Here is a 23,622-nt window from a genome sequence, read left to right on the forward strand (position 1 = left end):
CATTGTCGTTTTGGCAAGGTTGGCGCAGACTACGGGCATTCGCACACTGAAGCTGAACAAAGGTCCGTTCCGGCGGAGTGTGAGAGTCATTTGAGGGAGGAATTAAGCTATGAGCCTGCGTATCAATGACACCGCGCCCGATTTCAAGGCCGACACCACCGAAGGCCCGATCAGCTTTCACGACTGGATCGGCGATGGCTATGCGGTGCTGTTTTCCCATCCGAAGGACTTCACGCCGGTGTGCACCACCGAGCTCGGCTACATGGCCGGCATGAAGGCCGATTTTGCCAAGCGCAATGCCAAGATGATCGGCATTTCGGTCGATCCCGTCGAAAACCACCACAAGTGGAAGGCCGACATCGAAAAGCTGTCCGGCAACAAGGTCGACTACCCGATGATCGGCGATCCGAACCTCGCCGTCGCAAAACTCTACGACATGCTGCCCGCCAGCGCCGGCGACAGCTCGGAAGGGCGCACGCCCGCCGACAACGCCACCGTGCGGTCGGTGTTCGTCATCGGCCCGGACAAGAAGGTCAAGCTGACCCTGACCTATCCGATGTCGACCGGTCGCAACTTCGACGAGATCCTGCGCGCGCTGGATTCGATCCAGCTGACCGCCAAGTATCAGGTGGCAACGCCGGTGCAGTGGAAGCAGGGTGACGACGTCATCGTCACCGCCGCTGTCTCCGACGAAGACGCCATCAAGCGCTTTGGCTCGTTCGAGCGTGTGCTGCCCTATCTGCGCAAGACCAAGCAGCCGAGCTGACGGGAAGACCACCGCTCACGACAAAGCCGCGCCGTTGGCGCGGCTTTGTGTGTCAGCTCATGCCGACATAGCGGCCCGGGCGATGATTGATCGCAATGATCAGGTTGAGCACCGCAGCGCCCACGACCGACAGCGCAACCTTGTCGAGATCGATGTAGAACGCAGACACGACAAGGATGGTCAGGTCGACGGCGAGTTGGAAGTAGCCGGCGCGAATGCCGTAATTGTCCTGCAGATAGAGCGCCAGGATGTTGAAGCCGCCAAGCCCGGCGCGGTGGCGGAACAGAACCAGCAGTCCCATGCCCATCAGTCCGCCACCGGCAATGGCCGCATACAGCGGGTTGAGAAGCCCGATGCCGATCCAGTCCGGCGTCAGCCGCGACAACACCGAAATCAGCGCCACTGCCGCAAACGTCCTGATGGCGAAGGGCCAGCCCATGCGCTTCACCGCGAGATAATAGAACGGCAGGTTGATGACGAAGAACACCGCGCCGAAGCCGTAGCCGGTGACATACTGGATCAACAGCGCCAGTCCGGCCGAGCTTCCGGTGATCAGTCCGGCATGGGTGTAGAGCACCAGGCCCAGCGCTACGAACATGGTGCCTGTCAGCAGCGCCAGCACGTCTTCATAGAGCCCGTGCGGTACTGAATCGCTGTTGGTGTCGGTCACGGCTACGCCTGTCATGATTTGCTGCGGTGCAGCATTAGTACGTCCGCCGGACAAGCGAAACCGCTATTCGGCCGGATCTGCCATGCGAAAATCGCAATACTTCGGCTTCTATTCCTCGAAGCGCACCAGCACCGTCCCGTCGGTAACCTGCGCACCCTCGTTGGCGATGTCCTGGATCACACCGTCATGGGTCGCGGTGATGGTATGCTCCATCTTCATCGCTTCGAGCACCAGCAGCGGCTGGCCCTTGGTCACCTTGTCGCCCTTGGCGGCGCGCACCAGCTTGACCAGGCCCGGCATCGGCGCGCGCATGCTCGACGTGCCTTCGCCGATCTCGGCGGCACGGGCGAAGGGATCGCTGATGGCGAAGTCGAACGAGCGGCCGTTTTCGAACACCGTGACGTGACCCGGCCATGCCGCGACGATAGCAGTCGCATCGCTCGCGCCCGCTGCAAGCACGAAGGCCTCGCCGCCTTCCGGCCTGACGTCGAAACGTCCGTCTGGCCGCGCCGTGATGTGAGCGACGATATCGGCGCCGCCAAATGACAGCGTCGCCCGCCGCGCCAGCGGGTTGAAATGGGCGTAGCCGGTGAGGCCCGACCAGGGATCGTCCGAAGGGGTTGGTGCCAGCGCGCCGGTAGCCGCCAGGGCGGCCAGCGCGATCGCCCGGCTGCTCGGTGGCGCGGTGACGGTCAGTTCGTCCTGCTTGCGCCCGATCAGGCCGGTGTCGACATCGCCCGAAGCGAAGTCGACGTCACGGGCAAGGGCTGCCAGGAACGCTGCATTGGTCGTCGACCCCGCCACTTCGGTGCGTGTGACCGCATCGGCCAGGGCTTCGAGTGCGGTGGCGCGGTTCGGCCCGTGCGTCACCACCTTGGCGATCATCGGGTCGTAGAACGGCGAGATCGCATCGCCCTGGCGCACGCCGGTTTCAACACGGATTTCGGTGCCCGGCGCGGCTTCGCTCGGGAAGCTGAGGTGATGCATCGTACCGATCGCCGGCAGGAAGCCCTTGGCAGGGTCCTCGGCGTAGAGACGTGCTTCGAAGGCGTGGCCATCGAGCTCGATGCCGTCCTGCGCCAGTGGCAATTCCTCGCCAGCGGCAACACGCAACTGCCACTCGACCAGATCGACGCCGGTCACCATCTCGGTCACGGGATGCTCGACCTGCAGGCGTGTGTTCATTTCCATGAACCAGAACCGGTCCGGTTTCAGCCCATCCGAGGCGTCGACGATGAACTCGATCGTGCCCGCTCCGGAATATTTGATCGCCTTGGCGGCCTTCACCGCTGCCCCGGTCATCGCCGCCCGCAATTCGGCCGTCATGCCGGGGGCAGGGGCTTCCTCGATCACCTTCTGATGGCGGCGTTGTGCCGAGCAGTCGCGCTCGAACAGGTGCACGGCATTGCCAAAATTGTCGCCGAACACCTGCACTTCGATATGGCGCGGCTTGTCGACATATTTTTCGACCAGCACGCGGTCGTCGCCGAAGGCCGCCTTTGCCTCGCGCCGCGCGCCCGACAGCGCGTCGGCGAAGTCGTCGGGATGGTCGACCCGGCGCATGCCCTTGCCGCCGCCGCCGGCGCGCGCCTTGATCAGCACGGGGTAGCCGATCTCGCGCGCCTTGCTGGCGAGGATGACAATTTCCTGCGCCTCGCCGTGATAGCCGGGAACGACGGGCACGCCGGCCTTTTCCATCAGTCTCTTGGCCGCGTCCTTGAGGCCCATGGCGCGTATCGAAGCCGCCGACGGGCCGATGAAGACAAGGCCGGCCTCTGTCACCTGGTCGACGAAATCGGGGTTTTCCGACAGGAAGCCGTAGCCTGGATGGATGGCTTCCGCACCCGTCGCCTTGGCGGCAGCGATGATGACGTCGCCGCGCAGATAGCTCTCTGCGACCGGCGAGCCGCCGATGTGCACGGCTTCGTCGGCCGTGGCGACATGCAGGGCGCGTGCGTCCGCGTCCGAGTAGACGGCTACCGTCTTCACGCCCATCTGGCGGGCGGTGCGAATCACGCGGCAGGCGATTTCGCCCCTGTTGGCGATGAGGATCTTCGAGAACATTGCTTGATCCCCCATCACATCCTGAACACGCCGAACTTGGTGTCGGCGACAGGCGCGTTGAGCGCTGCCGACAGGCTCAGTGCCAGCACCTCGCGCGTCTTGGCCGGGTCGATGATGCCGTCGTCCCAAAGCCGCGCCGACGAATAGAGCGGGTGCCCCTCGCGCTCGTATTTCTCGAGGATCGGGGCGCGGAATTCGGCCTCTTCCTCCTTCGACCAGCTGCCGCCCTTGCGCTCGATGCCCTCGCGCTTGACCATGGCGAGCACGGTTGCTGCCTGTTCGCCGCCCATCACCGAGATGCGGGCGTTCGGCCACATCCACAGGAAACGCGGCGAATAGGCCCGCCCACACATGCCGTAATTGCCGGCACCAAACGAGCCGCCGATGATGATGGTCACCTTCGGCACCTGCGCTGTCGCCACCGCCGTCACCAGCTTGGCGCCGTCCTTGGCGATGCCGCCGGCCTCGTATTTCGCCCCCACCATGAAGCCGGTGATGTTCTGCAGGAAGACCAGCGGGATCTTGCGTTGGCAGCACAGCTCGATGAAATGCGCGCCCTTCAGCGCGCTCTCGGAAAACAGCACGCCATTGTTGGCGATGATGCCGACCGGCATGCCGTGGATATGGGCAAAGCCGGTGACCAGCGTGGTGCCGTAGTTCTGCTTGAACTCGTCGAACTCGGAGCCGTCGACAACGCGCGCGATCACCTCGCGCACATCGTAAGGCTGGCGCAGGTCCGCGGGGATGACGCCATAGACCTCTTCCGGCGCATGAACAGGCGGAATCGATTTCTTGAGGACGAGCCCGATGTCCTTCTTCCGATTCAGGTTTTTGACGATGCGCCGGACGATCGCCAAAGCGTGTTCGTCGTCGACAGCATAGTGGTCGGCGACACCGGAGACGCGCGTGTGCAGGTCCGCTCCGCCGAGTTCCTCGGCGCTCACGTCCTCGCCGGTCGCCGCCTTCACCAGTGGTGGGCCGGCCAGGAAGATGGTCGCCTGGTTGCGCACCATGACCGTCTCGTCCGACATCGCCGGCACGTAGGCACCGCCTGCCGTGCACGAGCCCATGACGCAGGCGATCTGTGGAATGCAGGCAGCGCTCATGTTGGCCTGGTTGAAGAAGATGCGGCCGAAATGGTCGCGGTCGGGAAAGACCTCGTCCTGGTTGGGCAGGTTCGCCCCGCCGGAGTCGACGAGATAGATGCAGGGCAGATTGTTCTGCAGTGCGATCTCCTGCGCCCTGAGGTGCTTCTTCACCGTCAGCGGATAATAGGTCCCGCCTTTCACCGTGGCGTCATTGACCACAACCATGACCTCGGTGCCCTCGACGCGGCCGATGCCGGCGATCACGCCGGCGGAAGCGATGTCGCCGCCATAGAGCCCCCAGGCCGCGAACTGGCCGACCTCGAGGAAGGGCGAGCCGGCGTCGAGCAGCTGCGCCAGCCTTTCACGCGGCAAAAGCTTGCCGCGCGAGGTATGCCGCTTGCGCGCATCCTCCGAACCGCCGCGCTCCACATGCTGTGCCTTCTCCTTGATGTCGGCCACCAGCGTTCGCAGCCGCGCGGCATTGGCCTTGAAGCTTTCGGAGGAGGGGGAGAGCTGGGAATGGAGCGTCGGCATTTTTCCTCTTGGAGTGATACCCATGCGCAGTCGCGCCCAAGGCGCGAAGCAGTCATGGTGGTGACGAATCTAACGCACTAGCCTCGTAAATTTGGCGAAGTCCAGCATCGTCTGGCCCTAACGTATGACCTCTATCCTGCAGCCGACGTCGAGGTCGGCCCATTTCCTGTCAGCGGTGACAGCCGTTCGTTCCGTCAGTATCGCCAGCGCCAGGCAGGCGCGGTCGCCCAGCGACAGGCCCTTGTGTTTGGTGTCGGCGCGCAGCTTGCCTGCAAGCCTTGCAAGCTCATGGTCGAATGGCATCACGTCGAGATTGAGTCCGTCGCAACGCCGTTCGGCGAGTTCGGGCGCCAGGCCCTTGTCGATCTGCTTGGCGACGATCTCGGTGACATTCACGGCTGACACCATGCTCGTCGTGAAAAGCCCGTGCACCTGGTCGCCGCCGGGCTCCTTGAACAGGAAGGCAAGCACGGCCGAACTGTCGAGCACCGTCATTCCTCGCCCCACATCGCGCGGCGCTCGGCCAGGAATTCGTCGACCACGCTTTCGCCGGGCTTCTTGTACTTCGACACTTCATCCTGGATACGCCGCAGGTTCTCTTGATACGAAACGAGGTGCAGCACCCCGTCTTCCACATGGGCGAGGATGTCGTCGCCGGGTTTGATGCCCATTTCCTCGCGCATGGCAGCGGGAATGACGATGCGGCCGCCATCGCCCACGCGCAGGCGCTCGAACTTCGGCGGCTTGCGCAGCAACTCTTCCCTGATCCTGGAGCTATATGGCTTCTGCGGCTCCTCGGCGAAGCCTTCGGGTGTCTCTGGCTCAGTCATGGCATGAACCTCGATCTGTGGCAGAAAGTGAAATTATGCCATGGAAGGTGAGATGCGGCAAATGAGCGTCGTCACACGCTTTCCGCCATGATCTCGCGGCCGATCAGCCAGCGCCGGATTTCGCTGGTGCCGGCGCCGATCTCGTAGAGTTTTGCGTCGCGCAGCAGCCGCCCGGTCGGGTAGTCGTTGATGTAGCCGTTGCCGCCGAGCAGTTGCAGCGCATCGAGCGCCATCTGCGTTGCCTTCTCCGCCGCAAACAGCACGCAGCCGGCGGCGTCCTTGCGCGACGTCTGGCCTCGGTCGCAGGCGGCGGCCACCGCATAGACATAGGCGCGAGCGGCATTCATCGTCGAATACATGTCGGCGAGCTTGCCCTGCACCAGCTGGAACTCGCCGATCGGCTGGCCGAACTGCTTGCGGTCATGCACGTAGGGCACCGCCACATCCATGCACGCCGCCATGATGCCGATCGGCCCGCCGGCCAGCACCACGCGCTCGTAGTCGAGGCCGGACATAAGCACTTCGACGCCGCGGCCCTCCTCATGTAGCACGTTCTCGAACGGCACCTCGACGTTGTCGAACACCAGTTCGCCGGTGTTCGAGCCGCGCATGCCGAGCTTGTCGAGCTTCTGCGCCACCGAAAAACCCTTCATCGTCTTTTCGATGATGAAGGCGGTGATGCCACGCGATTTGCGGTCGGGATCGGTCTTGGCATAGACCACCAGCGTGTCAGCGTCTGGCCCGTTGGTGATCCACATCTTCGAGCCGTTGAGCACATAGACATCGTTGCGCTTCTCGGCCCGCAAACGCAACGACACGACGTCGGAGCCGGAGCCGCTTTCCGACATGGCCAGCGCGCCGACATTTTCGCCCGAGCACAGCTTGGGCAAGTACTGCGCCTTCTGCTCCGGCGTGCCCCAGCGCTTGATCTGGTTGACGCACAGGTTCGAGTGCGCGCCATAGGACAGGCCGACAGAGGCCGAGGCGCGGGAGATTTCCTCGACCGCGACGACATGGGCGACATAGCCCATTTCCGAGCCGCCATACTCGCCTTCGGCGGTGATGCCGAGCAGGCCGAGGGCACCGAGTTCCTGCCACAGATGGGCTGGGAATTCGTTCGAGCGGTCGATGTCTGCGGCGATCGGCGCGATGCGCTCCTGGGCGAAGCGCCTGACCATCTCGCGCAGGCTGTCTATGTCCTCACCGAGCCCGAAGTTCAGCGTCTTGTCGTACATGCCGGTCCTCCGCATTGGTCTTGGCGCCGGTCAGGCGCATCGTCATGGCAAGGTAAGTCGTGGTCACTTCATCGACCGACAGCCTCTCATCGGGACGAAACCAGACGATGACACCCGTGATCATCTGGATGATCGCCATCGCCGTCAGGCCGGTGTCGTCGACCTCCAGCACGCCAGCGTCCGCGCCATCGCGCAGGATGGTCCTGAGCTCCTTTTCGTAGGCCGTGCGGAGCTTGAGGATGCTGGTCAGATTATCGCGCGAAAGGCTGCGCAATTCCATGTTCGAGACATGGGTGGCGTGTCGGCGCTCGACGTGGAAACGGATGTGGTTGGCGACAAAGCTGGTCAGCCGCGCCACCGGATCGTCATTATCAGGGCGGGCGCTTTCCCAGGTGGCGGCCAGCTCTTCCATGTGCTCGCGCATCAGCGTGTGGAGCAGGTCTTCCTTGGTCGGGAAATAGCGGTACAGCGCCGCCGCTTGGACGCCGACTTCCGCCGCTAATTGGCGCATCGTCACGGCCTCATAGCCATGGCGTGCGATCAACTGCACGGCTGCGTCGCGCATCGCCGCTTCCGTCTTTTCGCCGTCCGAACCCGCCGTTCGCGCCATTCAGCCATTCCTCCCGAATGGCCGAATTAATAAAACGAACGTTTAATTAATTCAAGGGGCGCGAATTGCGATCCGTGGATGGCCACAGATCTGCGTCAATCGCTGCGGAAGGCACGGCTGGCCTGGTCGGTCAGCGGCTTGAACAGATAGGACAGAACGGTCCTGTCGGTGGTCTTGAGGAACACCTCGGCCGGCATGCCCGGCTTGAGCTCCGGCGAGCCGGCTTGTTCGAGGCTCTTCGCAGACAGGGTTATGCGCACGGCATAATAGGACAGCCCGGCCTTCTGGTCCTCGATCATGTCAGGCGAAACCCGGTCGACCGTGCCTTCCACTTCCGGCGTCGTTTGCTGGTTGAAGGCCGACAGTCTGAGCGTGGCAGGTTGGTCGATGCGCACCTGGTCGATGTCCTGTGGCGCGACGCGGGCCTCGACGACAAGTGCGTCTTCCGTCGGCACGATCTGCATGATCGCTTCGCCGGGAGTGACCACGCCGCCGACGGTATGGATCGCCAGCTGGTGGACGCGGCCGGCCTGTGGCGCGCGGATGTCGATCTGCTTCAGCGACTGCTGGGCGGCGACCAGCCGTTCCCTCAGTTCTCCGGCCTTTGCGTCGATCTCGCGCAGCTCGGCCGCCACCTGGCTGCGCATGTCCTGGTCGATCTGGATGATGGCGAGCTCTGTCTCGCTGATCCGGCCACGCGTCTGGGCAGCGGCTGCGGTCAGCTGGCCGTCCTCGCCGTCGAGCTGGGCCTGCGCCCGTTGGCGGTCAGCCAGGCGGGAGAGGGGGACGAGCTTCTTCTTCCACAGCGCTTCGACACTCTCCAGCTCGACCTTGATGAGTTCGATCTCCTGCCGCTTGCTCTTCTGCTGGGCCTCGAGGCCGGCAATTTCCTGGCCGAACTGGGCCACCCGTTCGCGCAACTGCGAAACCTGCCCGTTGCGCGCCTGTCGCCTGAGGGCAAACAGCTTGTTCTCGCCTTCGATCAGCTGGGCGACGGCCGGATCGGACGCGCGCGCCGTCAATTCCCCAGGGTAGGCAACCGTATCCACGCCGTCGCGCTCGGCCAACAACCGGGCGCGTCGCGCCATCAGCTCGTCCAGGCCGTTGTCGACGATGGCGAGATTGGCCTTGGCGACGGTGTCGTCCAGCCGTACCAGCACCTCGCCAGCCGAAACGACGCTGCCATTGTGCACGTTGAGCACACCGACCACGCCGCCCTGCGGATGCTGGACTGCCTTGACGTTGGAATCGACAACAAGATGGCCTGCCGCAACCACCGCACCCGACAGGCTGCTTGTCCCTGCCCACAGGCCAAGCCCGCCGACCAGTGCCAGCGCGGCAACGCCACCCAGCCGGACGTTTCGCCTGATGGCATGGCGCAGCCGTTCCTGTTGCGGCGATGCGCCTTCGATCGGCTTGGCGCCTCTGTCGAGCAGCGCAAGTGCCTGTGTTCTCACCGAAGCCGCAAGATCCCGTGCTGTCTTCAGCCGGTCTGCCGCAGAATGGTTTGCTATCAGTGTCATCGTCAGCCCGCCGTTCCGACCGCGTGCAGCGGCACTGGCACAGGTTGCAGCGCCTGCCGGGCGATCTCGCTCTTCAGGCCGAACGCCTGCTGCCTGCCGCCGCCGAGGACCAGCAAATGGTCGAGGGCGGCGAGCGCGCTCGGCCGGTGCGCCACCACGATGACGATGCCGCCGCGCGCCTTGATGCGCTCGATGGCCAGGGTCAGCGCCTGATCGCCCGCTGCGTCGAGGTTGGAATTGGGTTCGTCGAGAACGACAAGGAACGGATCGCGGTAGAGCGCACGGGCCAGCGCCACGCGCTGGCGCTGCCCGGCGGAAAGGGCCGCACCGCTTTCGCCGATCTCGGTCTGGTAGCCCTCAGGCAAGCGCAGGATCATGTCATGCACGCCAGCGGCCTTTGCGGCGGCGATGATCGTCTCCGCCGGCGCGTCATGCTCGAAGCGCGAGATGTTCTGGCCCACGGTCCCGGCGAACAGCTCGACATCCTGCGGCAGGTAGCCGATGTGGCGGCCGAGCGATTGCGCCGGCCATTGCTCGAGCGCTGCCCCGTCAAGCCTGATCTTGCCGCGCGTCAGCGGCCATACCCCGACGAGCGCGCGCGCCAGCGAGGATTTGCCCGAGCCGCTCGGCCCGATCACGCCCATTCCGGAACCGGCCCGCAGCGACAGCTCGACGTCCTGCACCACCAGGCGCCGGCCGCCGGGCGCAACGACGCTGACACCCTCTACGGCCAATTCCGCAGCAGGCGGCGGAAGCTCCATTGCGCCTTGCTCGGCCGGCATCGCGGCGAACAGATCGTCGAGACGGCGCCAGCTCTGGCGCGCATTGAGGAAGCTTTTCCAATGCGCGATGGCGAGTTCGATCGGCGCCAGCGCGCGCGACGTGAGGATCGAGCTGGCAATGATGATGCCAGGCGTCGCCTGCTGGTAGATGACAAGATAGGCGCCGAGCGCCAGCACCATCGATTGCAGCATCATGCGCAGGATACGCGACACCGCGCCGAAGCCGCTTGTCAGGTCGCTGGCGCGCTCCTGGGCCTGGCGGAAATCGCTGTTCGCCTCGTTCCAGCGCTGCGTCAGGCGGTCGGCCATGCCCATGGCCGCAAGCACCTCGGCATTGCGTGCCCCCGCTTGCGCGATGGCGCTGCGCTTGGTGCTGAAGCCCGACATCGCCTTGGTCGGGCCACGCACAAGGCGGTCGGTTGCAACGGTCAGCACGACAAGCAGCATCGCGCCGGCAAGCGCAGCCACGCCGATCCACGGGTGGAAAAGGAAACAGATGCCGACATAGAGCGGCACCCAGGGCAGATCGAACAATGCGGCGGGGCCGGCGCCGGACAGGAAGCCGCTGACCTGATCTAGATCGCGCAGCGCCTGCAGCCCTTCGCCCCTGTCGCGCGTGCGCAACGGCAGGCGAACGATGCAGCTGAAGACCCGGTTGCTGATGGTTTCGTCGATGCCGGCGCCGATTCTGGTCAGCACCCGCGCGCGAACAGCTTCGAGCACACCCTGGAAGGCATAGAGCACCGCCACCAGAATGATCAGCGCTACCAGGGTAGGCACGCTGCGGCTCGGCAGCACGCGGTCATAGACCTGCAGCATGAACAACGAACCGGACAGCATCAGGATGTTGATCAGGCCGCTGAAGCCGGCAACGGCGACGAATGCGCCTCTGAAGGAACCGAGCGCATCACGCAACTCCGAGCCGTTCGTCCGGTTTTTGTCGTTCGCAAGCGGATAAGTCAGGGCTTGTTCTCCCGTGGCAGCCGCAGGGCTGCGATGCGGCAGGCCTCGTCATGACGAGGCCTGCCTTTTCGAGTCGCGAGTAGGGTCAGGCGACGAGGTCGGCGTTTTGATGGCCCGAATGGGCGGCCATCTGCGCCAGGATCTTGGCGACCGCCGCCTGTGCGGCATCCCCGGCATCCGCAACGACGTGGCCGTCCGCGGGCAGGTGCGCCTGCAACGCTGCGACTACCTGGTCGACGGCTTGCTGGACGTGCCCGCCATCGACGATGTCGTTGACATGGTCGGCGTTCACATGCGCCGCCACCTTCGAGCTGAAGTTGAAGTGGTCGCCGTCGAGCGTCACCGACTTCTTGGCAGCAGTCTCGGTGGCGCCAGCCACATCACGGGCGCCGCGCGTGCCTTGGTCCTGGCTGACATGGTCCATCTTCTTGAAGAAGTCGGCAAGCCAGTTGTTTGCGGGGTTGCCGCCGGTGCTGTTGTTGCCGGCGCTGCCGGTGTCGGTGTTGTCGGCAACGTCGACCGGCTTGGTTGGCGTCGTCGGTGCGACCGTGCCTGTATCATCGGCGGAGGCCGTGGCCGCGAGCGTGCCCGATTTCATCACCGGGTCGATCAGGTCCTTCTTGATGTTCTTGGTGCCGATCGTCGCCGTCTGCGTCGACGTCGCGATGTTGGCGCCAGAAAACGTGATCGTGTAGGTGCCGGGCTTCAGCGCCAGGTCGTAGCCACCGGCGGCGGTCGTCGTGGTCTTGAACGTCTGGCCGGCGGCGTTCTTGGCAGTCACCGTGACCGCGCCAAGCCCTTCGCCCGGATCGTAGAAACGGTCGCCATCCTTGTCGTCGAAGGCAACGCCGGTCAGGAACAGGTCGGTTCCCGTCTTGGCGAAGTTTTCGGTGACAAAGGCGCTCGAACGGCCCTTGTAGTCGCCGACCTCGAAGCCAAGCCCGACTTCGCGGAAGTTCGGGTTGAGGATGTTCGCCCGGTGACCCGAGGAATTCATCAGGTTGGTGTGAAGCAGCTTCACTTCGTCGGCATAGCCGGTCGGCGCGCGGGTGGTTGCCCAGGCGATGTTCTCGCCGGTCGCCCAGGAGCCGCTGAGCGTGTAGCCGGCCGCCTTCATGCGCGTCGTCGGCGATGTGCCGCCGGAACCGGTGTGTGAAAAGACATCCGCCGAGAGCATCCACCTGTCATGATTTTCGGCGGCTTCGCTAAGGTCGTTGTCGAATGCCAGAGGCTGGGCGCCTGTCTTGGCGCGCTCCGCGTTGATGAGCTCGAGCAAATACTGCTCGTTGGCGCTGTGCTGAGGCATAGGGTCTCCCCGATTGGTTCTTGATTGCTGTTGAACCCCCAATGTCCCCGTCCGCCCGACATCCGGCCTAGGCACGAACTGTGTTGATGATGCGGCGTTGAAATGAATAAATTAGGATATACGCATATATGTTCGCGCAGCCGTACGCCGCGCGAACCAGGAAACTATCGACGGTTGAAGATTTCGAATCCGGTCAGCCGCCGCGCGCCGCGGCAATGGCCTTCGGAAGCTCTTCGGCGAAGATGTCGATCTCCTGATCGAGACCGACGCTTACCCTGATGCAGCGGTCGAGCACCGGCGCCATCGGCTTGCGAATGAAGACATCGCGCTCAAGCATGTTGCGCATCACGGCAAGGGCAAAGCCGGCATCGCCGCCGCAGTCGATGGTGACGAAGTTGGTCGCCGACGGCAGGGGCTTGAGGCCGTTTTCGGTCGCGATCCTGGCGATCCGCTTGCGCCCGGCGTCGACCCTGGCGACCACCTCGGCGAGGTAGGCCTGGTCGGCGAGCGCCTCTTCGCCGGCGATCTGTGCCATGCGGCTGACGCCGTAGTGGTTGCGCACCTTCTCGAAGCTGGCGATCACCTCGGCGTCGCCGAAGGCATAGCCGCAGCGGATGCCGGCAAGTCCGTATGCCTTGGAGAAGGTGCGCATGCGCACGAGGTTGGGGCGCGATATGTCGACAGGCGGCAGCGCCGAGGCGGGTGCGGTCTCGCCGTAGGCTTCGTCAAGCACCAGCATGGTCGTTTCGGGCAAAGCTTCGGCGAAGCGCATCACCTCTTCCGCCTCCCACCAACTGCCCATCGGATTGTCGGGGTTGGACAGATAGACGATCGGCGCGTTCTCGCGCTTTGCCGCGTCGAGCAATCCTTGCAGGTCTTCCTTGTCGTTTCGGAACGGTACAGTCACCAGCCGCGCGCCGACGCTGGCGACATGGAAATTGAACGTCGGGTATGCGCCAAGCGAGGTCACGACCGGTGTCGCTTCGGTCGCATACATGCGGACGACGAGATTGAGCAGGCCGTCGATGCCTTCGCCGACCACGACGTTGTCCGAAGCGATGCCAAGATGGCGCGCCAATGCGGCCTTCAGGTCATGATTGTCGGGATCGCAGTATTTCCACATCTCGCCCGCGACTTGCTGCATGCGCGCAATCACTTTGGGGGAGGGGCCGAAAGAGCTCTCATTCGCACCGATCCTGGCCCGAAACGGCTTGCCGCGATCGCGCTCCTGCGCCTCCGGTCCGACGAAGGGCACGGTAACGGGCAAGGCGCCAATGACTGGAGTGAGAAGCGGGCGATTTGTCATGACCAGGCTCGTGATATCGACGGAGGCTCCCACCGAGGAAGCGTTGTTGGCTGGCATAGCGCATCGGCCGGAAAATCGGAATCGAATTCCGGCCTGCAATGCCAGGCATCAGGGCCAACCGTCTTTTCCGTGCCGTATCGGCGCATGGCGTTGTGAACGCGACATACGGCGCAGCATGTGGTCGCTCGAAGGTGCGGCCGCCCGCGAGATCAACCTTCGGGCGCGCGGATTGACGCCGTCATGTCGCGCGCGCGAACGCGCCGGATATGTCTCCTGAGCTAATGCCGCTCAAGCACCACCACGCAGCGGTCGAGGTCGTTGGTCGCAAGATGCGCGTAGCGCATGGTCATCGACAGCGTCTGGTGGCCGAGCCACATTTGCACGCGACGGATGTCGATGCCGCCCTGGACAAGGCGCGATGCGCAGGTGTGGCGCAGGATGTGCGGCACCACCTGATCGTCCGTGCCCAGCCCAACTTCGGCCTTGGCCTCGTTCCAGATCGCCCGGAACTGCGGTTGCGTCAGTGTGGCGAACGGGCCTTTCGGCCGCGGTCCGCGCTCGGCGGGCCACTTTGCCGCTTCCTTGGCGCGGACTGTCAGCGGAATGGTGCGGCTGCGCCCGGATTTGGTGATCCAGAAGCTGACGCGGGTTTCCTGCAGATCGTTCCAGATCAGCCCGAGCGCTTCGCCGAGGCGGCAGCCGGTATCGACCAGAAACACCGAAAGACGGTAGGCGTCTTCACTTTTGGCCTTGATGGCCGCAAAAAGCCTGTCCTCTTCCTCATGCTCGAGAAAGCGGATTCGTCCCGCCCGCTCTTTCTGGCGGCGGAACTCGGGCAGGCTGTGTATGTCTCCCATCTTGTAGGCCTTGCGTAACAATTTGCTCAATGCGGCCATCTTTCGATTGATGGTCGCGTTGCTGTTACCGCGCTGGCGCAGGGAGCCTATCAGGCCGTCGAGTGCCTCCTGGGAGAATGCGCTGAAGCGTTCGCCTAGAAGAATCTCGTCGATCTCACCGAGGAAGGAGCTGACGTTGTATTTGTGTTTCCCGTCATCCCACAGAATGTCCTTATAGGACGCAAAAAGTTCTAGAACCCTGAATGACTTTACTTCTTTAAGATTATTGAAATTGTAAGTTACCTTGCAATTCGTCAACAGGGCGGCTGAATGATGGCCGCTCAAAATCTGATCCTTTGAAATGGTTTTTTTCATAAGGTGTCGGGCAGACCACTATTGACGAGAGCGCCTTAAGCTAGCGCCGGTCATGGTGTCCGACAAGGTGACGGTCTAAAATTTCGATTCACGGGCGGCCGGGCAGACGGCAATATCGTCCCTGTAGCGCGGTGCCTTTTTCCTGCAGCGTCCTTCTTTTCTCCTCTGTCTGGTGCGATTCCCCGGCATTCGCCGGTAAAAAAACAGCCCGGGCATCTTGCGAAACCCGGGCTGCCTTATGCTTACGACGTCAGCCTGTTAGAAGGAGGCGTCGAGGCGGAGGAAGCCGTTGAACGAGCCGTCCGAGTAGCTGTCGCCGTCTTCGTAGTTGACTGCGAGCTTGGCATCGAGGTTCTCGACGATCTGGTAGTCGACAACCGCGCCGATTGCCCAATCATTGAAGCCGAGTTCGGTGTAGGTCGGGGTGGTGATGACGCCCGGTGCAATGCCGCCAACGTGACGATCTGCAAAGTACTGACCACCGAAGCCGACCGAAAGCTTCTCGTTAGCCTGGTACTTCAGGTAGCCGCCGACCGACCACTCGTAGCCGTCGTACTGCGAGTTGTAGCTCCAGTAGGTCGGGCCCGACTCGTAGCCAGCAAGCAGCTCGAGGGTGATGGCGTCGGTAGCCTTGATCTTGGCGATGGCCTTGAGAGCCACTTCCGAGTAGGCGTCGTCATAAGCTGCGAACAGGTCGACCGAACCCCAACCCTGGGCGATCGACACCTTGCCGACGACCAGCGGGATGTAGTCGAAGTTGTTCGACTCTTCTTCCAGCGAAGCCGACACCGAGATGCCGTTGCCGGCGTCGAAGGTGTAGCGGATCTGGTTGATGCGGTCGCCGCCGCCGGAGTCGAACTCGCCCGACAGGTCGCCGTCGAACAGCGTGTCGGTGTGACCGACGAGCAGGCCGCCGAGTTCGAAGTAGGCGTGACGCAGAGCGGTGCCATCTTCGCCGTTCAGGCCGGTCCAGATAGCATTGTCCTGATCGCCAACCCAGCCGCCGTTATCACCAACGCTAGCCTGGAACTCGATATAGCGACGGAACGTGCCGTATTCGGTTTCCGAACGGGCGTCGAACTTCAGACGAGCAAGGGCGGTCTTGTTCCAGCCGTTGTCGTTGTCGTTCCAACCGATTTCGTAACGAACCAGGCCGCCGATCTTGAGGCAGGTCTCGGTGCCGGGGATGTAGTAGAAGCCTGCGCCGTAAACGTCGCAGATGCGGACGTATTCCATGGGCTCCGGCTCAGCGACGACGACAGCGTCGGCCGCACGAGCGCCGGAGACTGCGAGCAGAGCCGCAGCGGAGCCGAGAAGAAGGCTCTTAATGTTCATTTTCTGACCTCCAGTCAAAAGTTTCAAAAGAGGGTCTGGGTATTTTTTGCTGAAGGACAGCGTTCCCTGCCCCATCCCCGTTTGAAAAAGATGCGCACCGCGCTCCCTCTTCGACCCCGACATTACCGATGAGCCGGCGCGGTTCAACAACCAACATGCTGCGGGACCGCCCCGCCGAGCGCGATCGGGTATCGATGTTGCACAAATGACACGATTTGATACCCCCCATAAAGAAGTCATTAAGAAATCGACCGCCCAGCGCGGCCTTTCCAGGCGCAATCGCAGTGCGCAGCTGCCGCACGGATATAGAATCGCCGTGAAAGGACGACGGTTCATGCGTCGTCATCGCCGACGATTCGACCCGTCGAAATGCGAAAGCGTTCTTTTTATAGGGATACACGCAAAGGCTTATTGATTGTGCCGCGCCTTTTCTTTATCCAGCGGCGCAACGGAGAGGTGGCCGAGTGGTCGAAGGCGCTCCCCTGCTAAGGGAGTAGAGGTCAAAAGCTTCTCGTGGGTTCGAATCCCATCCTCTCCGCCAGCCTCAGGCTACCATCTTCCCAGAACCCCATAGATTTATAACGATTTCAATCGCTTGGGCCGCCCTTGGTGGCGCCGCCCCGCTGCTTTTGGCTGCACATTTCGATTTTCAGTCGCGATTCTGACTGGAGGTCAGAAAATGAACATTAAGAGCCTTCTTCTCGGCTCCGCTGCGGCTCTGCTCGCAGTCTCCGGCGCTCGTGCGGCCGACGCTGTCGTCGTCGCTGAGCCGGAGCCCATGGAATACGTCCGTATCTGCGACGTTTACGGCGCAGGCTTCTACTACATTCCCGGCACCGAGACCTGCTTGAAGGTTGGCGGCCTGGTTCGTTACCAGATCGACTGGCGCGATGATGATGACGGCTGGAAGAAGACCGCAGCCGCTCGTCTGAAGCTCGACGCGCGTTCGGAAACCGAATACGGCACGTTCCGTCGCTATATCGAACTGCACTTCCAGAACCAGGGCTTGAAGGAATACTACAACCCTGAGCTGGACGAGTATTTCCTCGCGGACTCGACTTCGTCCTGGATCCGTTATGCCTACTTCGAACTCGGCGGCCTGATGGTCGGTCGTAACGACACCCTGTTCGACGGTGGCATCTACGGCGAGTTCGACGAAGGCGGTGGCGATTTCATCAATCAGATCCGTTACACCTTCGACGCTGGCAACGGCATTGCGATCAGCGCATCGCTCGAAGAAGCCGACTACAACTACGACTACACCCCGAACGTCGCCGGCAAGATCTCGGTCGCTCAGGGCTGGGGTGGTGTTGACCTGTTCGCAGCTTACGATGCGACTGCTGAAGAGTACGCTCTCAAGGCAATCGCCACGTTCAAGGCATCGGACGCTGTCAGCCTGCAGGCTATCGCAAGCTACAATTCCGGCCTGAGCTTCTACTCGATCGGCTACGAATGGTCGCTCGGCGCCTCGGTCGAATACAAGGCTACCGACAAGCTGACGCTGACGGCAGGCGGCCAGTATTTCGGCGACGACCTTGTCCTGGGCGGCAACGACTGGACCATCGGTGCAGTGGCTGACTACGAGATCGTCGAGAACCTGAACGCCAAGCTGGCGCTCAACTACGACGACGGCGAAAACTACGCCGACGGCGTGTTCTCGGGCTTCCTGCGTCTCGACGCTTCGTTCTAATCGGCTCACCAGCTGATTTAGGAAAAACCCGGCGGGCAACCGCCGGGTTTTTTCGTTGCCACGATGATGCCCTGGATGTTGCCGGACGCCTCGGCAAAAGCTGGGCGCTGCAAGCGCAGTCGGCGACAATCGCAGAATTGGCGCGGAAGGTTGGGCGTCGACCTCGTTTCAGGCGGGAAGGGCGCCGGCCTGCTCCAGAAATCGCGCAATCTTTTCAGGCAATTCGCCGGTTTCCAGAAATGGTGCATGCCCTTGGCCGGCGACCGTGATTGCCTCGAGCGCCGGATGGCGTTCGGCCATCCTCCCAAGCGTTTCTTCTGACAGCAGTCGTGAGTTCGCGCCGCGGATCGCGAGCATCGGAACCGCAGCGAGGAGATCGAACTGCGGCCACAAGTCGGGCAGCGGCTGCGTCAGATCCATCGCCAGCACGGTGTTGATCAGCGCCGGATCATGGTCGGCGACCGGGACGCCGTTTTCGCTGCGGTAGATCGCGCGGACAAAACGCGACCAGTCGGCCGGCTGCAGCGCCGGAAATGCGTCGCCGTGAACTGATCTCTGCATCGCCACCGCCTCGTCGAAATCCTTCGGCCGCTGCGCATTCGCCAGATATGACCGAATCTGCTCCAGACCGGCAACCTCGATGACGGGACCTATGTCGTTCAGCACCACGGCCTTGATCAGGGCAGGGCGCATCGCTGCGAGCACGTGGATGATCAGGCCACCCCGCGATGTGCCGATGAAGGCTGCCTCGGAGATGCCCAGCGCCCCAAGGCCCGTGACGATGTCGTTTGCTTCGACACCGACATTATAGTTATGCCAGTTGGAATCGGAAGCCGATCGCCCGCGGCCGCGATAGTCGAAGCAGATGATTCTGCGCGGGTCCGCAGCGCTGTAAGCGAGATGAAGTGCAAGCTCGTGAAAATCGCGGGCGTTGCGGCTGAGCCCTGGCAGGCACACGACCGGAACAGAATTGGCCGCGCCTTGGCCGTAGATCCGGGCGTGAAGCGTGAGCCCGTCCTGTGACATATAGAAGAAGTCCGAAAAGCCGTCGTCCCCACCCATCGTCTACTCCCCGCGTCCGCATGCGCGGTCATAGCTACCGGGGCGGTCGCGCGGGGTCAAACGAAGAGGTCAGCGTCCATTCACCAGGTCGCCATTGATGTCGTAGCTGCCCGACAGCCGCATCTTGTAGACTTGGTAGTTCTCCATCACCCGCTGCACGTAGCTGCGCGTCTCGGCAAACGGGATGCGCTCGATCCAGTCGACGACGGTGTCGATGTCCTTGCCGCGCGGATCGCCGTAACGCTCGATCCATTGAGCCGCGCGCCGGGGGCCGGCATTGTAGCCGGCAAAGGTCAGGACATAGGAGCCGTTGAAGCGGCCAAGCTGTTCGCCGAGGAAAGTCGCGCCCAGTGTCGCGTTGTAGGCGGGGTCGGTGGTCAGCCGGTCCTTGGAGTAGGGCATTCCGGCTTTCTTCGCCAAATCCCTGGCGGTTCCCGGCATCAGCTGCAGCAGGCCGCGCGCCCCCGCGCCGGAAACGGCGGACACGTTGAATTCGCTTTCCTGCCGCGCGATGGCGTAGGCGAGCGCCTTGCCCGAGCCCGAGATATTGGCTGTAGCCGGAATGACGCCGATCGGATGCGACAGCGCGCCGACGTCGAGGCCGCGCTGGGCGGCGATCTTGCCGACACGCAGGGCCAGATAGTGATTGCCCTGTTTTTCAGCCATCACGGCGAGCAACGCCAGTTCGCCGGTGCTGTCCAGTTGGCCGGCAAGGTCGCGATAGAGCAATTCGGCGTAGCGCGCATATCCGGCCCCTTCGAGGCGCGTGATCGCGCTCACCGCCTCGCGTTGGCCAAAAGCCTGGCGGTCGAGCGCACTTGGAGTGGGGTAGGCGACATCAAGCGCCTTGCGGCCGATCCGTTCGGCTGCCAATTGGCCGTAGAAGGTCGTGCCGTAGCTTGCCGCCCGGGCGTAATAGTCTTTTGAGCTGCCGGGTCCGCCGGCTTCGGCGGCGCGGCCGAGCCAGTAATAGGCGCGCGACAATGAGATAGGGCTGCCGGCGATCTCGGCGATGCGGGCAAAATGGCCGGATGCTGTCTTCGGATCGTTGAGGCCGCGCAGCGCGTACCAGCCTGCGTGGAACTCCGCGTCGGCCGCATTGGCCGGGCTTTCGGCCGCGTGGGCGGCGACGATGCGATAGGCCGTCTGCATGTCGCCCTGATCCACCAGTTCGCGCGACAGGACGCGGCGTTCGGTCCACCAGGCGTCGGGATCGACAAGCGCGGCGCGGTCTTTCGGCGCCTTCAGCATCACGGCCGCCGCCGCGGTGTTCTTGTCTTGCCTGCGCAGAAGCCGGCTCTGGGCGAAGAAATAGCCGGCCGAACGCTGGTTGGCCGGCACCGCTTCGAGCAGGCGTGCCGCGTTCTTGTCGCCCTTGATGACGGCAGCCCAGGCATCGGCAAGCGGCTTGGCGCCGGCAAGGGCAGCCACGCGCTGGGCCGAGTTGACCCGGTCGGCATACAGCATCTTTTCCATGCGGAAGCGGTGGTCGGCTGCCGGCAGCAGCGTGCCGAATTCGGCGATGATCGCCGCCTCCTGCTGCGGGTCGAGCTTGTCGTTGCGCCAGAACGTGCCGAGCGTCGCCCGGGCCGCTTCGGCGTCGCCGAGTTCCAACTGCGCGCGCGCCAGCAGCACCGCGCCTTCGATCGTCTGCGGCTTGCTTCCCGAGAAGGCCGAAACGACGATTCGGGGCTCCGGGTTTTCCCGCGCCATGGCGCGTTCGCTGTTGCGCCGCAGCGTTACCAGGCCTGGCCAGGACGGCAGCGCCTGGGCTGCCGCGGCGATGTCGGCGCTCGGCACCTTGACGCCGCCATTGATGGCTATGGCCCACATCAGGATGTGGCGGTCGAGCGAAGTCGCGGGCAGGGCGTCGCGCACGGCGCGTGCCTGGTCGAGATCGCCGCTCGACAGCGCGTCGAGCCCGCTTTTCAGCTGGTCGATGGCGCCGAACGCCGCGCGAAATGCGTCACCCTTGCCGATCGAGGCAAAGGGAATGGCGGATGTTGCCTGCGGGTCGAGACCGCTGGCAGAGGCGGGCGCCAGGGCGATGAATGCGCCCAACAGCGCAATATGATGCGGCCTGGCAGCCGGAATGATCCTGGTCATTCCCTATCCTTGCGCTTTATGGTCAGCGGCGGTCTTTCGAGCCTGGGGTCATGTGGTGAAGAGAAGCCTAACGAAAGGTTATCGCGCTCGTTCGATTCGAAGCCATATAAGTCCCTCCCGCACTTGCTGCAAATTGGTGTCAAGACTATGGTGCGCGGCCCTGCTTTCGGCTAGAAAGCCGGCGACATCAAAAAGACCGCGAAACCGTAGGGTTCCCTGGAGTTGGACGACATGCTGAGAGGCTCATTCACCGCGCTCGTGACACCATTCGACAAGAATGGCCGTCTCGACGAGAAAGCCTTTCGCGAATTCGTCGAATGGCAGATATCCGAAGGTACGCAGGGCCTTGTTCCGGTCGGCACCACCGGCGAATCGCCGACGCTGAGCCATGACGAGCACCGCCAGGTGGTCGGCATTTGCGTCGACGTGGCGCGCGGCCGTGTCCCGGTCATTGCCGGTGCTGGCTCGAACAACACCGAAGAGGCCGTGGGCCTGGTCAAGTTTGCCGAAGACGTCGGCGCCGATGCCGTGCTGGTCGTCACGCCTTATTACAACAAGCCGACCCAGCGTGGCCTTTATGCGCATTTCGCGGCTGTTGCCCAGGCAACGACGCTGCCGGTCATCATCTACAACATTCCGCCGCGTTCGATTATCGACATGACGCCGGAGACGATGGGCCGGCTGGCGCATGACTTCAAGAACATCCGCGGCGTCAAGGATGCCACCGGCAAGGTCGAACGCGTTTCCGAGCAGCGCATCACCTGCGGCAAGGACTTCATCCAGCTCTCGGGCGAGGATGCTTCCGCGCTCGGTTTCAACGCCCATGGCGGCGTCGGCGCCATTTCGGTGACCTCGAACGTTGCGCCGCGCCTGTGCGCCGAGTTCCAGCACGCCAGCCTGTCGGGCGACAAGGACAAGGCGCTCGAGCTGCAGGATCGCCTGATGCCGCTGCACAAGGCGATCTTCATCGAGCCGGGTGCTTCGGGGGCGAAATACGCGCTGTCGCGGCTCGGCCGCATCCACAACGTGCTGCGTTCGCCGCTCGTCACGGTCGAGGCCGAGACGGCCGCCAGGATCGACGCGGCGATGAAGCACGCCGGCCTCATCGACTGAGCCGTCCGGGGTTGCGGAAGTCCGTCTCCGCGGCCATGTAAGGGCTCTTTGGATCGTATGTCCCTTGGAGGCTTGACGCTCCAGGATGAGGCAGTCACCCCGCTCCGCACCGAGCTTTTGCGCCCAGGCGCAAGGCTTGGAGTGTTCGCGGCAAACTCTCACCCTGAGATGCGCCCCCGGTTCTGCTTGGGGAGCCTCTAAGGACATACCAAACAGATAGCGATGCCATGAGCCAGGGCAAGAAGTCCGACCCCAACAACAAGATCGCCGCGGAAAACCGCAAGGCGCGCTTCAACTACGAGGTGCTCGACACGCTCGAGGCCGGCATGGTCTTGACCGGCACCGAGATCAAGTCGCTGCGCCTCGGCCAGGCCAATATCCAGGAATCCTACGCCTCTTTCGAGGGTGGCGAACTCTGGCTGATCAATTCCTACGTGCCCGAGTATCTCCAGGCCAACCGCTTCAATCACGAGACGCGCCGCAGACGCAAACTTCTGGTCAACAAGCGCGAGATGGCCAAGCTCGCCCAGAACATCGAGCGCGAGGGCATGACCTTGGTGCCGCTGAAGATCTACTTCAACGACCGCGGCATGGCCAAGATGCTGCTCGCCATCGCCCGCGGCAAGAAGCTGCACGACAAGCGCGAGAGCGAAAAGCAGCGCGACTGGAACCGCGAGAAGGGGCGCCTGCTCAAGGAGCGGGGCTGAGGTCTTCGGTCGCGTCGGTCCACTGCGATGGACCGACGCCTGGCCGGGCCCGGCTATCGCCGCAGGTATTCCGCTACGTCACGGAAAACATTGACGAACATCTCTTCCGTCAAGACGCCGGTATTGGTGTTGTAGCGCGAGCAGTGATAGCTCGAAAACACCGCGATATTGCCGACGTCGCACCGCCCGCCATGCTTGAACGGCACCGCGGCGACGCGCGCGCCGAGCGCCCGCACGGTCGACTGGTGGCCGATCGAACCGAGCGTCAAGATGGCCTTCAGATTGGCAAAGCGTGCGATGGTCGGCACCAGGAAGGTGCGGCAGGTATTGATTTCTGCGCCCACCGGCTTGTTGTCCGGCGGCACGCAACGCACGGCATTGGTAATCGCCGTGCCGATCAGCTCGAGGCTGTCATCCGGACGCGCCTCGAATTCGCCGCGCGCCATGCCGAAGCGCTTGAGCGTCGAGTAGAGCAATTCGCCGGCGTAGTCGCCGGTGAAGGGGCGTCCGGTGCGGTTGGCGCCGCGCACGCCGGGGGCGAGCCCGACGATCAGGAACTCCACGCTGTCTTCTCCTTCCGGGGGCAGGAAGGAGCGGACAGGTGCGTTGTGCCAGCCCGGTTCGCGCAGCCGCCAGCCGGCAATGAAATCATGCAGGCGCGGGCAAAGCGGACAATCCCTGTCGGGATCGACGGGTAGGGCAGGCGGCGAAGAGAGCATTT

Annotated in this window: 20 protein-coding genes and 1 tRNA gene; 5 read left to right on the top strand and 16 right to left on the bottom strand. The window is 63.3% G+C overall.

The annotated features are described in order from the left end of the window. Positions 1–109 precede the first annotated feature (109 nt). The gene (locus PCJ21_RS15295; protein ID WP_269932270.1) at positions 110–766 is read left to right on the top strand and encodes a peroxiredoxin; all 657 of its coding nucleotides are present in this window, start codon (positions 110–112) and stop codon (positions 764–766) included. Positions 767–818: 52 nt separating this feature from the next. On the opposite strand, the gene PCJ21_RS15300 is transcribed toward PCJ21_RS15295, so the two are convergent. The 13 genes from PCJ21_RS15300 to PCJ21_RS15360 form a co-directional block, all read right to left on the bottom strand. After that, on the bottom strand, positions 819–1,451 hold the full coding sequence (locus tag PCJ21_RS15300) for a YitT family protein (RefSeq protein WP_269932271.1): 633 nt from the start codon (positions 1,449–1,451) through the stop codon (positions 819–821). Between the two features lie 93 nt (positions 1,452–1,544). Next, positions 1,545–3,500 carry an acetyl-CoA carboxylase biotin carboxylase subunit gene (locus tag PCJ21_RS15305; RefSeq protein ID WP_269932272.1) on the bottom strand — a complete coding sequence of 652 codons (1,956 nt, stop codon included), beginning with the start codon at positions 3,498–3,500 and terminating at the stop codon, positions 1,545–1,547. Between the two features lie 14 nt (positions 3,501–3,514). After that, the gene (locus PCJ21_RS15310) at positions 3,515–5,122 is read right to left on the bottom strand and encodes a carboxyl transferase domain-containing protein (RefSeq protein ID WP_269932273.1); all 1,608 of its coding nucleotides are present in this window, start codon (positions 5,120–5,122) and stop codon (positions 3,515–3,517) included. A 117-nt stretch (positions 5,123–5,239) separates the two neighbouring features. Next, entirely contained in the window at positions 5,240–5,617 is a 378-nt protein-coding gene (locus PCJ21_RS15315) for a type II toxin-antitoxin system VapC family toxin (protein WP_269932274.1), read from the bottom strand. Continuing rightward, positions 5,614–5,952, bottom strand: a complete 339-nt coding sequence (locus PCJ21_RS15320) for an AbrB/MazE/SpoVT family DNA-binding domain-containing protein (RefSeq protein ID WP_269932275.1) — start codon at positions 5,950–5,952, stop codon at positions 5,614–5,616. The genes PCJ21_RS15315 and PCJ21_RS15320 overlap by 4 nt, the downstream gene beginning before the upstream one ends. Positions 5,953–6,023: 71 nt before the next feature. Further along, a complete protein-coding gene (locus PCJ21_RS15325; RefSeq protein ID WP_269932276.1) occupies positions 6,024–7,187 on the bottom strand; it encodes an isovaleryl-CoA dehydrogenase in 1,164 nt (387 codons plus the stop codon). Further along, complete coding sequence (locus PCJ21_RS15330) at positions 7,153–7,797, bottom strand: TetR/AcrR family transcriptional regulator (protein ID WP_269932277.1); 645 nt, start codon at positions 7,795–7,797, stop codon at positions 7,153–7,155. Before PCJ21_RS15330 ends, PCJ21_RS15325 begins: the two co-directional genes overlap by 35 nt. Before the next feature lie 95 nt (positions 7,798–7,892). Beyond that, a complete protein-coding gene (locus PCJ21_RS15335; RefSeq protein ID WP_269932278.1) occupies positions 7,893–9,320 on the bottom strand; it encodes an HlyD family type I secretion periplasmic adaptor subunit in 1,428 nt (475 codons plus the stop codon). Between the two features lie 2 nt (positions 9,321–9,322). Beyond that, entirely contained in the window at positions 9,323–11,017 is a 1,695-nt protein-coding gene (locus PCJ21_RS15340) for a type I secretion system permease/ATPase (RefSeq protein WP_269932279.1), read from the bottom strand. Between the two features lie 133 nt (positions 11,018–11,150). Beyond that, the gene (locus tag PCJ21_RS15345) at positions 11,151–12,371 is read right to left on the bottom strand and encodes a CAP domain-containing protein (RefSeq protein WP_269932280.1); all 1,221 of its coding nucleotides are present in this window, start codon (positions 12,369–12,371) and stop codon (positions 11,151–11,153) included. 193 nt (positions 12,372–12,564) lie between these two features. Continuing rightward, positions 12,565–13,677, bottom strand: coding sequence for a pyridoxal phosphate-dependent aminotransferase (locus PCJ21_RS15350; protein ID WP_269932281.1), 1,113 nt, complete (start codon positions 13,675–13,677; stop codon positions 12,565–12,567). 278 nt (positions 13,678–13,955) lie between these two features. Further along, positions 13,956–14,888 carry a tyrosine-type recombinase/integrase gene (locus PCJ21_RS15355; RefSeq protein ID WP_269932282.1) on the bottom strand — a complete coding sequence of 311 codons (933 nt, stop codon included), beginning with the start codon at positions 14,886–14,888 and terminating at the stop codon, positions 13,956–13,958. 258 nt (positions 14,889–15,146) lie between these two features. Then, positions 15,147–16,223 carry a porin gene (locus PCJ21_RS15360; RefSeq protein WP_269932283.1) on the bottom strand — a complete coding sequence of 359 codons (1,077 nt, stop codon included), beginning with the start codon at positions 16,221–16,223 and terminating at the stop codon, positions 15,147–15,149. 450 nt (positions 16,224–16,673) lie between these two features. Here PCJ21_RS15360 and PCJ21_RS15365 point away from each other — a divergent pair. Continuing rightward, positions 16,674–16,764: transfer RNA gene (locus PCJ21_RS15365), tRNA-Ser, on the top strand. 138 nt (positions 16,765–16,902) lie between these two features. Beyond that, positions 16,903–17,913 carry a porin gene (locus PCJ21_RS15370; protein WP_269932284.1) on the top strand — a complete coding sequence of 337 codons (1,011 nt, stop codon included), beginning with the start codon at positions 16,903–16,905 and terminating at the stop codon, positions 17,911–17,913. A gap of 168 nt (positions 17,914–18,081) precedes the next feature. Here the strand turns inward: PCJ21_RS15370 and PCJ21_RS15375 are convergent, their stop codons facing one another. Together PCJ21_RS15375 and PCJ21_RS15380 are read right to left on the bottom strand one after the other, a co-directional pair. Continuing rightward, the gene (locus tag PCJ21_RS15375; protein WP_269932285.1) at positions 18,082–18,975 is read right to left on the bottom strand and encodes an alpha/beta fold hydrolase; all 894 of its coding nucleotides are present in this window, start codon (positions 18,973–18,975) and stop codon (positions 18,082–18,084) included. Positions 18,976–19,044: 69 nt separating this feature from the next. After that, positions 19,045–21,081 carry a lytic transglycosylase domain-containing protein gene (locus PCJ21_RS15380; protein ID WP_269932286.1) on the bottom strand — a complete coding sequence of 679 codons (2,037 nt, stop codon included), beginning with the start codon at positions 21,079–21,081 and terminating at the stop codon, positions 19,045–19,047. A 231-nt stretch (positions 21,082–21,312) separates the two neighbouring features. Here PCJ21_RS15380 and dapA point away from each other — a divergent pair, with 231 nt between their 5' ends. Beyond that, a complete protein-coding gene (gene dapA, locus PCJ21_RS15385) occupies positions 21,313–22,194 on the top strand; it encodes a 4-hydroxy-tetrahydrodipicolinate synthase (protein ID WP_269932287.1) in 882 nt (293 codons plus the stop codon). 227 nt (positions 22,195–22,421) lie between these two features. Then, positions 22,422–22,901, top strand: a complete 480-nt coding sequence (smpB, locus tag PCJ21_RS15390) for an SsrA-binding protein SmpB (protein WP_269932288.1) — start codon at positions 22,422–22,424, stop codon at positions 22,899–22,901. Between the two features lie 53 nt (positions 22,902–22,954). Here the strand turns inward: smpB and PCJ21_RS15395 are convergent, their stop codons facing one another. After that, entirely contained in the window at positions 22,955–23,620 is a 666-nt protein-coding gene (locus PCJ21_RS15395) for a uracil-DNA glycosylase (RefSeq protein WP_269932289.1), read from the bottom strand. Positions 23,621–23,622: the final 2 nt, after the last annotated feature.

This window comes from Aminobacter sp. HY435, assembly GCF_027568395.1.
In the GTDB taxonomy this organism is placed as follows: domain Bacteria; phylum Pseudomonadota; class Alphaproteobacteria; order Rhizobiales; family Rhizobiaceae; genus Aminobacter.

Excerpts from the sequence above, each read along its gene's own strand:
- PCJ21_RS15310 (WP_269932273.1), bottom strand. The coding sequence starts at position 5,122 with ATGCCGACGCTCCATTCCCAGCTCTCCCCCTCCTCCGAAAGCTTCAAG.
- PCJ21_RS15325 (WP_269932276.1), bottom strand. The coding sequence starts at position 7,187 with ATGTACGACAAGACGCTGAACTTCGGGCTCGGTGAGGACATAGACAGC.
- PCJ21_RS15330 (WP_269932277.1), bottom strand. The coding sequence starts at position 7,797 with ATGGCGCGAACGGCGGGTTCGGACGGCGAAAAGACGGAAGCGGCGATG.
- PCJ21_RS15305 (WP_269932272.1), bottom strand. The coding sequence starts at position 3,500 with ATGTTCTCGAAGATCCTCATCGCCAACAGGGGCGAAATCGCCTGCCGC.
- PCJ21_RS15335 (WP_269932278.1), bottom strand. The coding sequence starts at position 9,320 with ATGACACTGATAGCAAACCATTCTGCGGCAGACCGGCTGAAGACAGCA.
- PCJ21_RS15395 (WP_269932289.1), bottom strand. The coding sequence starts at position 23,620 with ATGCTCTCTTCGCCGCCTGCCCTACCCGTCGATCCCGACAGGGATTGT.
- PCJ21_RS15350 (WP_269932281.1), bottom strand. The coding sequence starts at position 13,677 with ATGACAAATCGCCCGCTTCTCACTCCAGTCATTGGCGCCTTGCCCGTT.
- dapA (WP_269932287.1), top strand. The coding sequence starts at position 21,313 with ATGCTGAGAGGCTCATTCACCGCGCTCGTGACACCATTCGACAAGAAT.
- PCJ21_RS15380 (WP_269932286.1), bottom strand. The coding sequence starts at position 21,081 with ATGACCAGGATCATTCCGGCTGCCAGGCCGCATCATATTGCGCTGTTG.
- PCJ21_RS15345 (WP_269932280.1), bottom strand. The coding sequence starts at position 12,371 with ATGCCTCAGCACAGCGCCAACGAGCAGTATTTGCTCGAGCTCATCAAC.
- PCJ21_RS15355 (WP_269932282.1), bottom strand. The coding sequence starts at position 14,888 with ATGAAAAAAACCATTTCAAAGGATCAGATTTTGAGCGGCCATCATTCA.
- PCJ21_RS15360 (WP_269932283.1), bottom strand. The coding sequence starts at position 16,223 with ATGAACATTAAGAGCCTTCTTCTCGGCTCCGCTGCGGCTCTGCTCGCA.
- PCJ21_RS15320 (WP_269932275.1), bottom strand. The coding sequence starts at position 5,952 with ATGACTGAGCCAGAGACACCCGAAGGCTTCGCCGAGGAGCCGCAGAAG.
- PCJ21_RS15375 (WP_269932285.1), bottom strand. The coding sequence starts at position 18,975 with ATGGGTGGGGACGACGGCTTTTCGGACTTCTTCTATATGTCACAGGAC.
- PCJ21_RS15315 (WP_269932274.1), bottom strand. The coding sequence starts at position 5,617 with ATGACGGTGCTCGACAGTTCGGCCGTGCTTGCCTTCCTGTTCAAGGAG.
- PCJ21_RS15370 (WP_269932284.1), top strand. The coding sequence starts at position 16,903 with ATGAACATTAAGAGCCTTCTTCTCGGCTCCGCTGCGGCTCTGCTCGCA.
- PCJ21_RS15300 (WP_269932271.1), bottom strand. The coding sequence starts at position 1,451 with ATGACAGGCGTAGCCGTGACCGACACCAACAGCGATTCAGTACCGCAC.
- PCJ21_RS15295 (WP_269932270.1), top strand. The coding sequence starts at position 110 with ATGAGCCTGCGTATCAATGACACCGCGCCCGATTTCAAGGCCGACACC.
- smpB (WP_269932288.1), top strand. The coding sequence starts at position 22,422 with ATGAGCCAGGGCAAGAAGTCCGACCCCAACAACAAGATCGCCGCGGAA.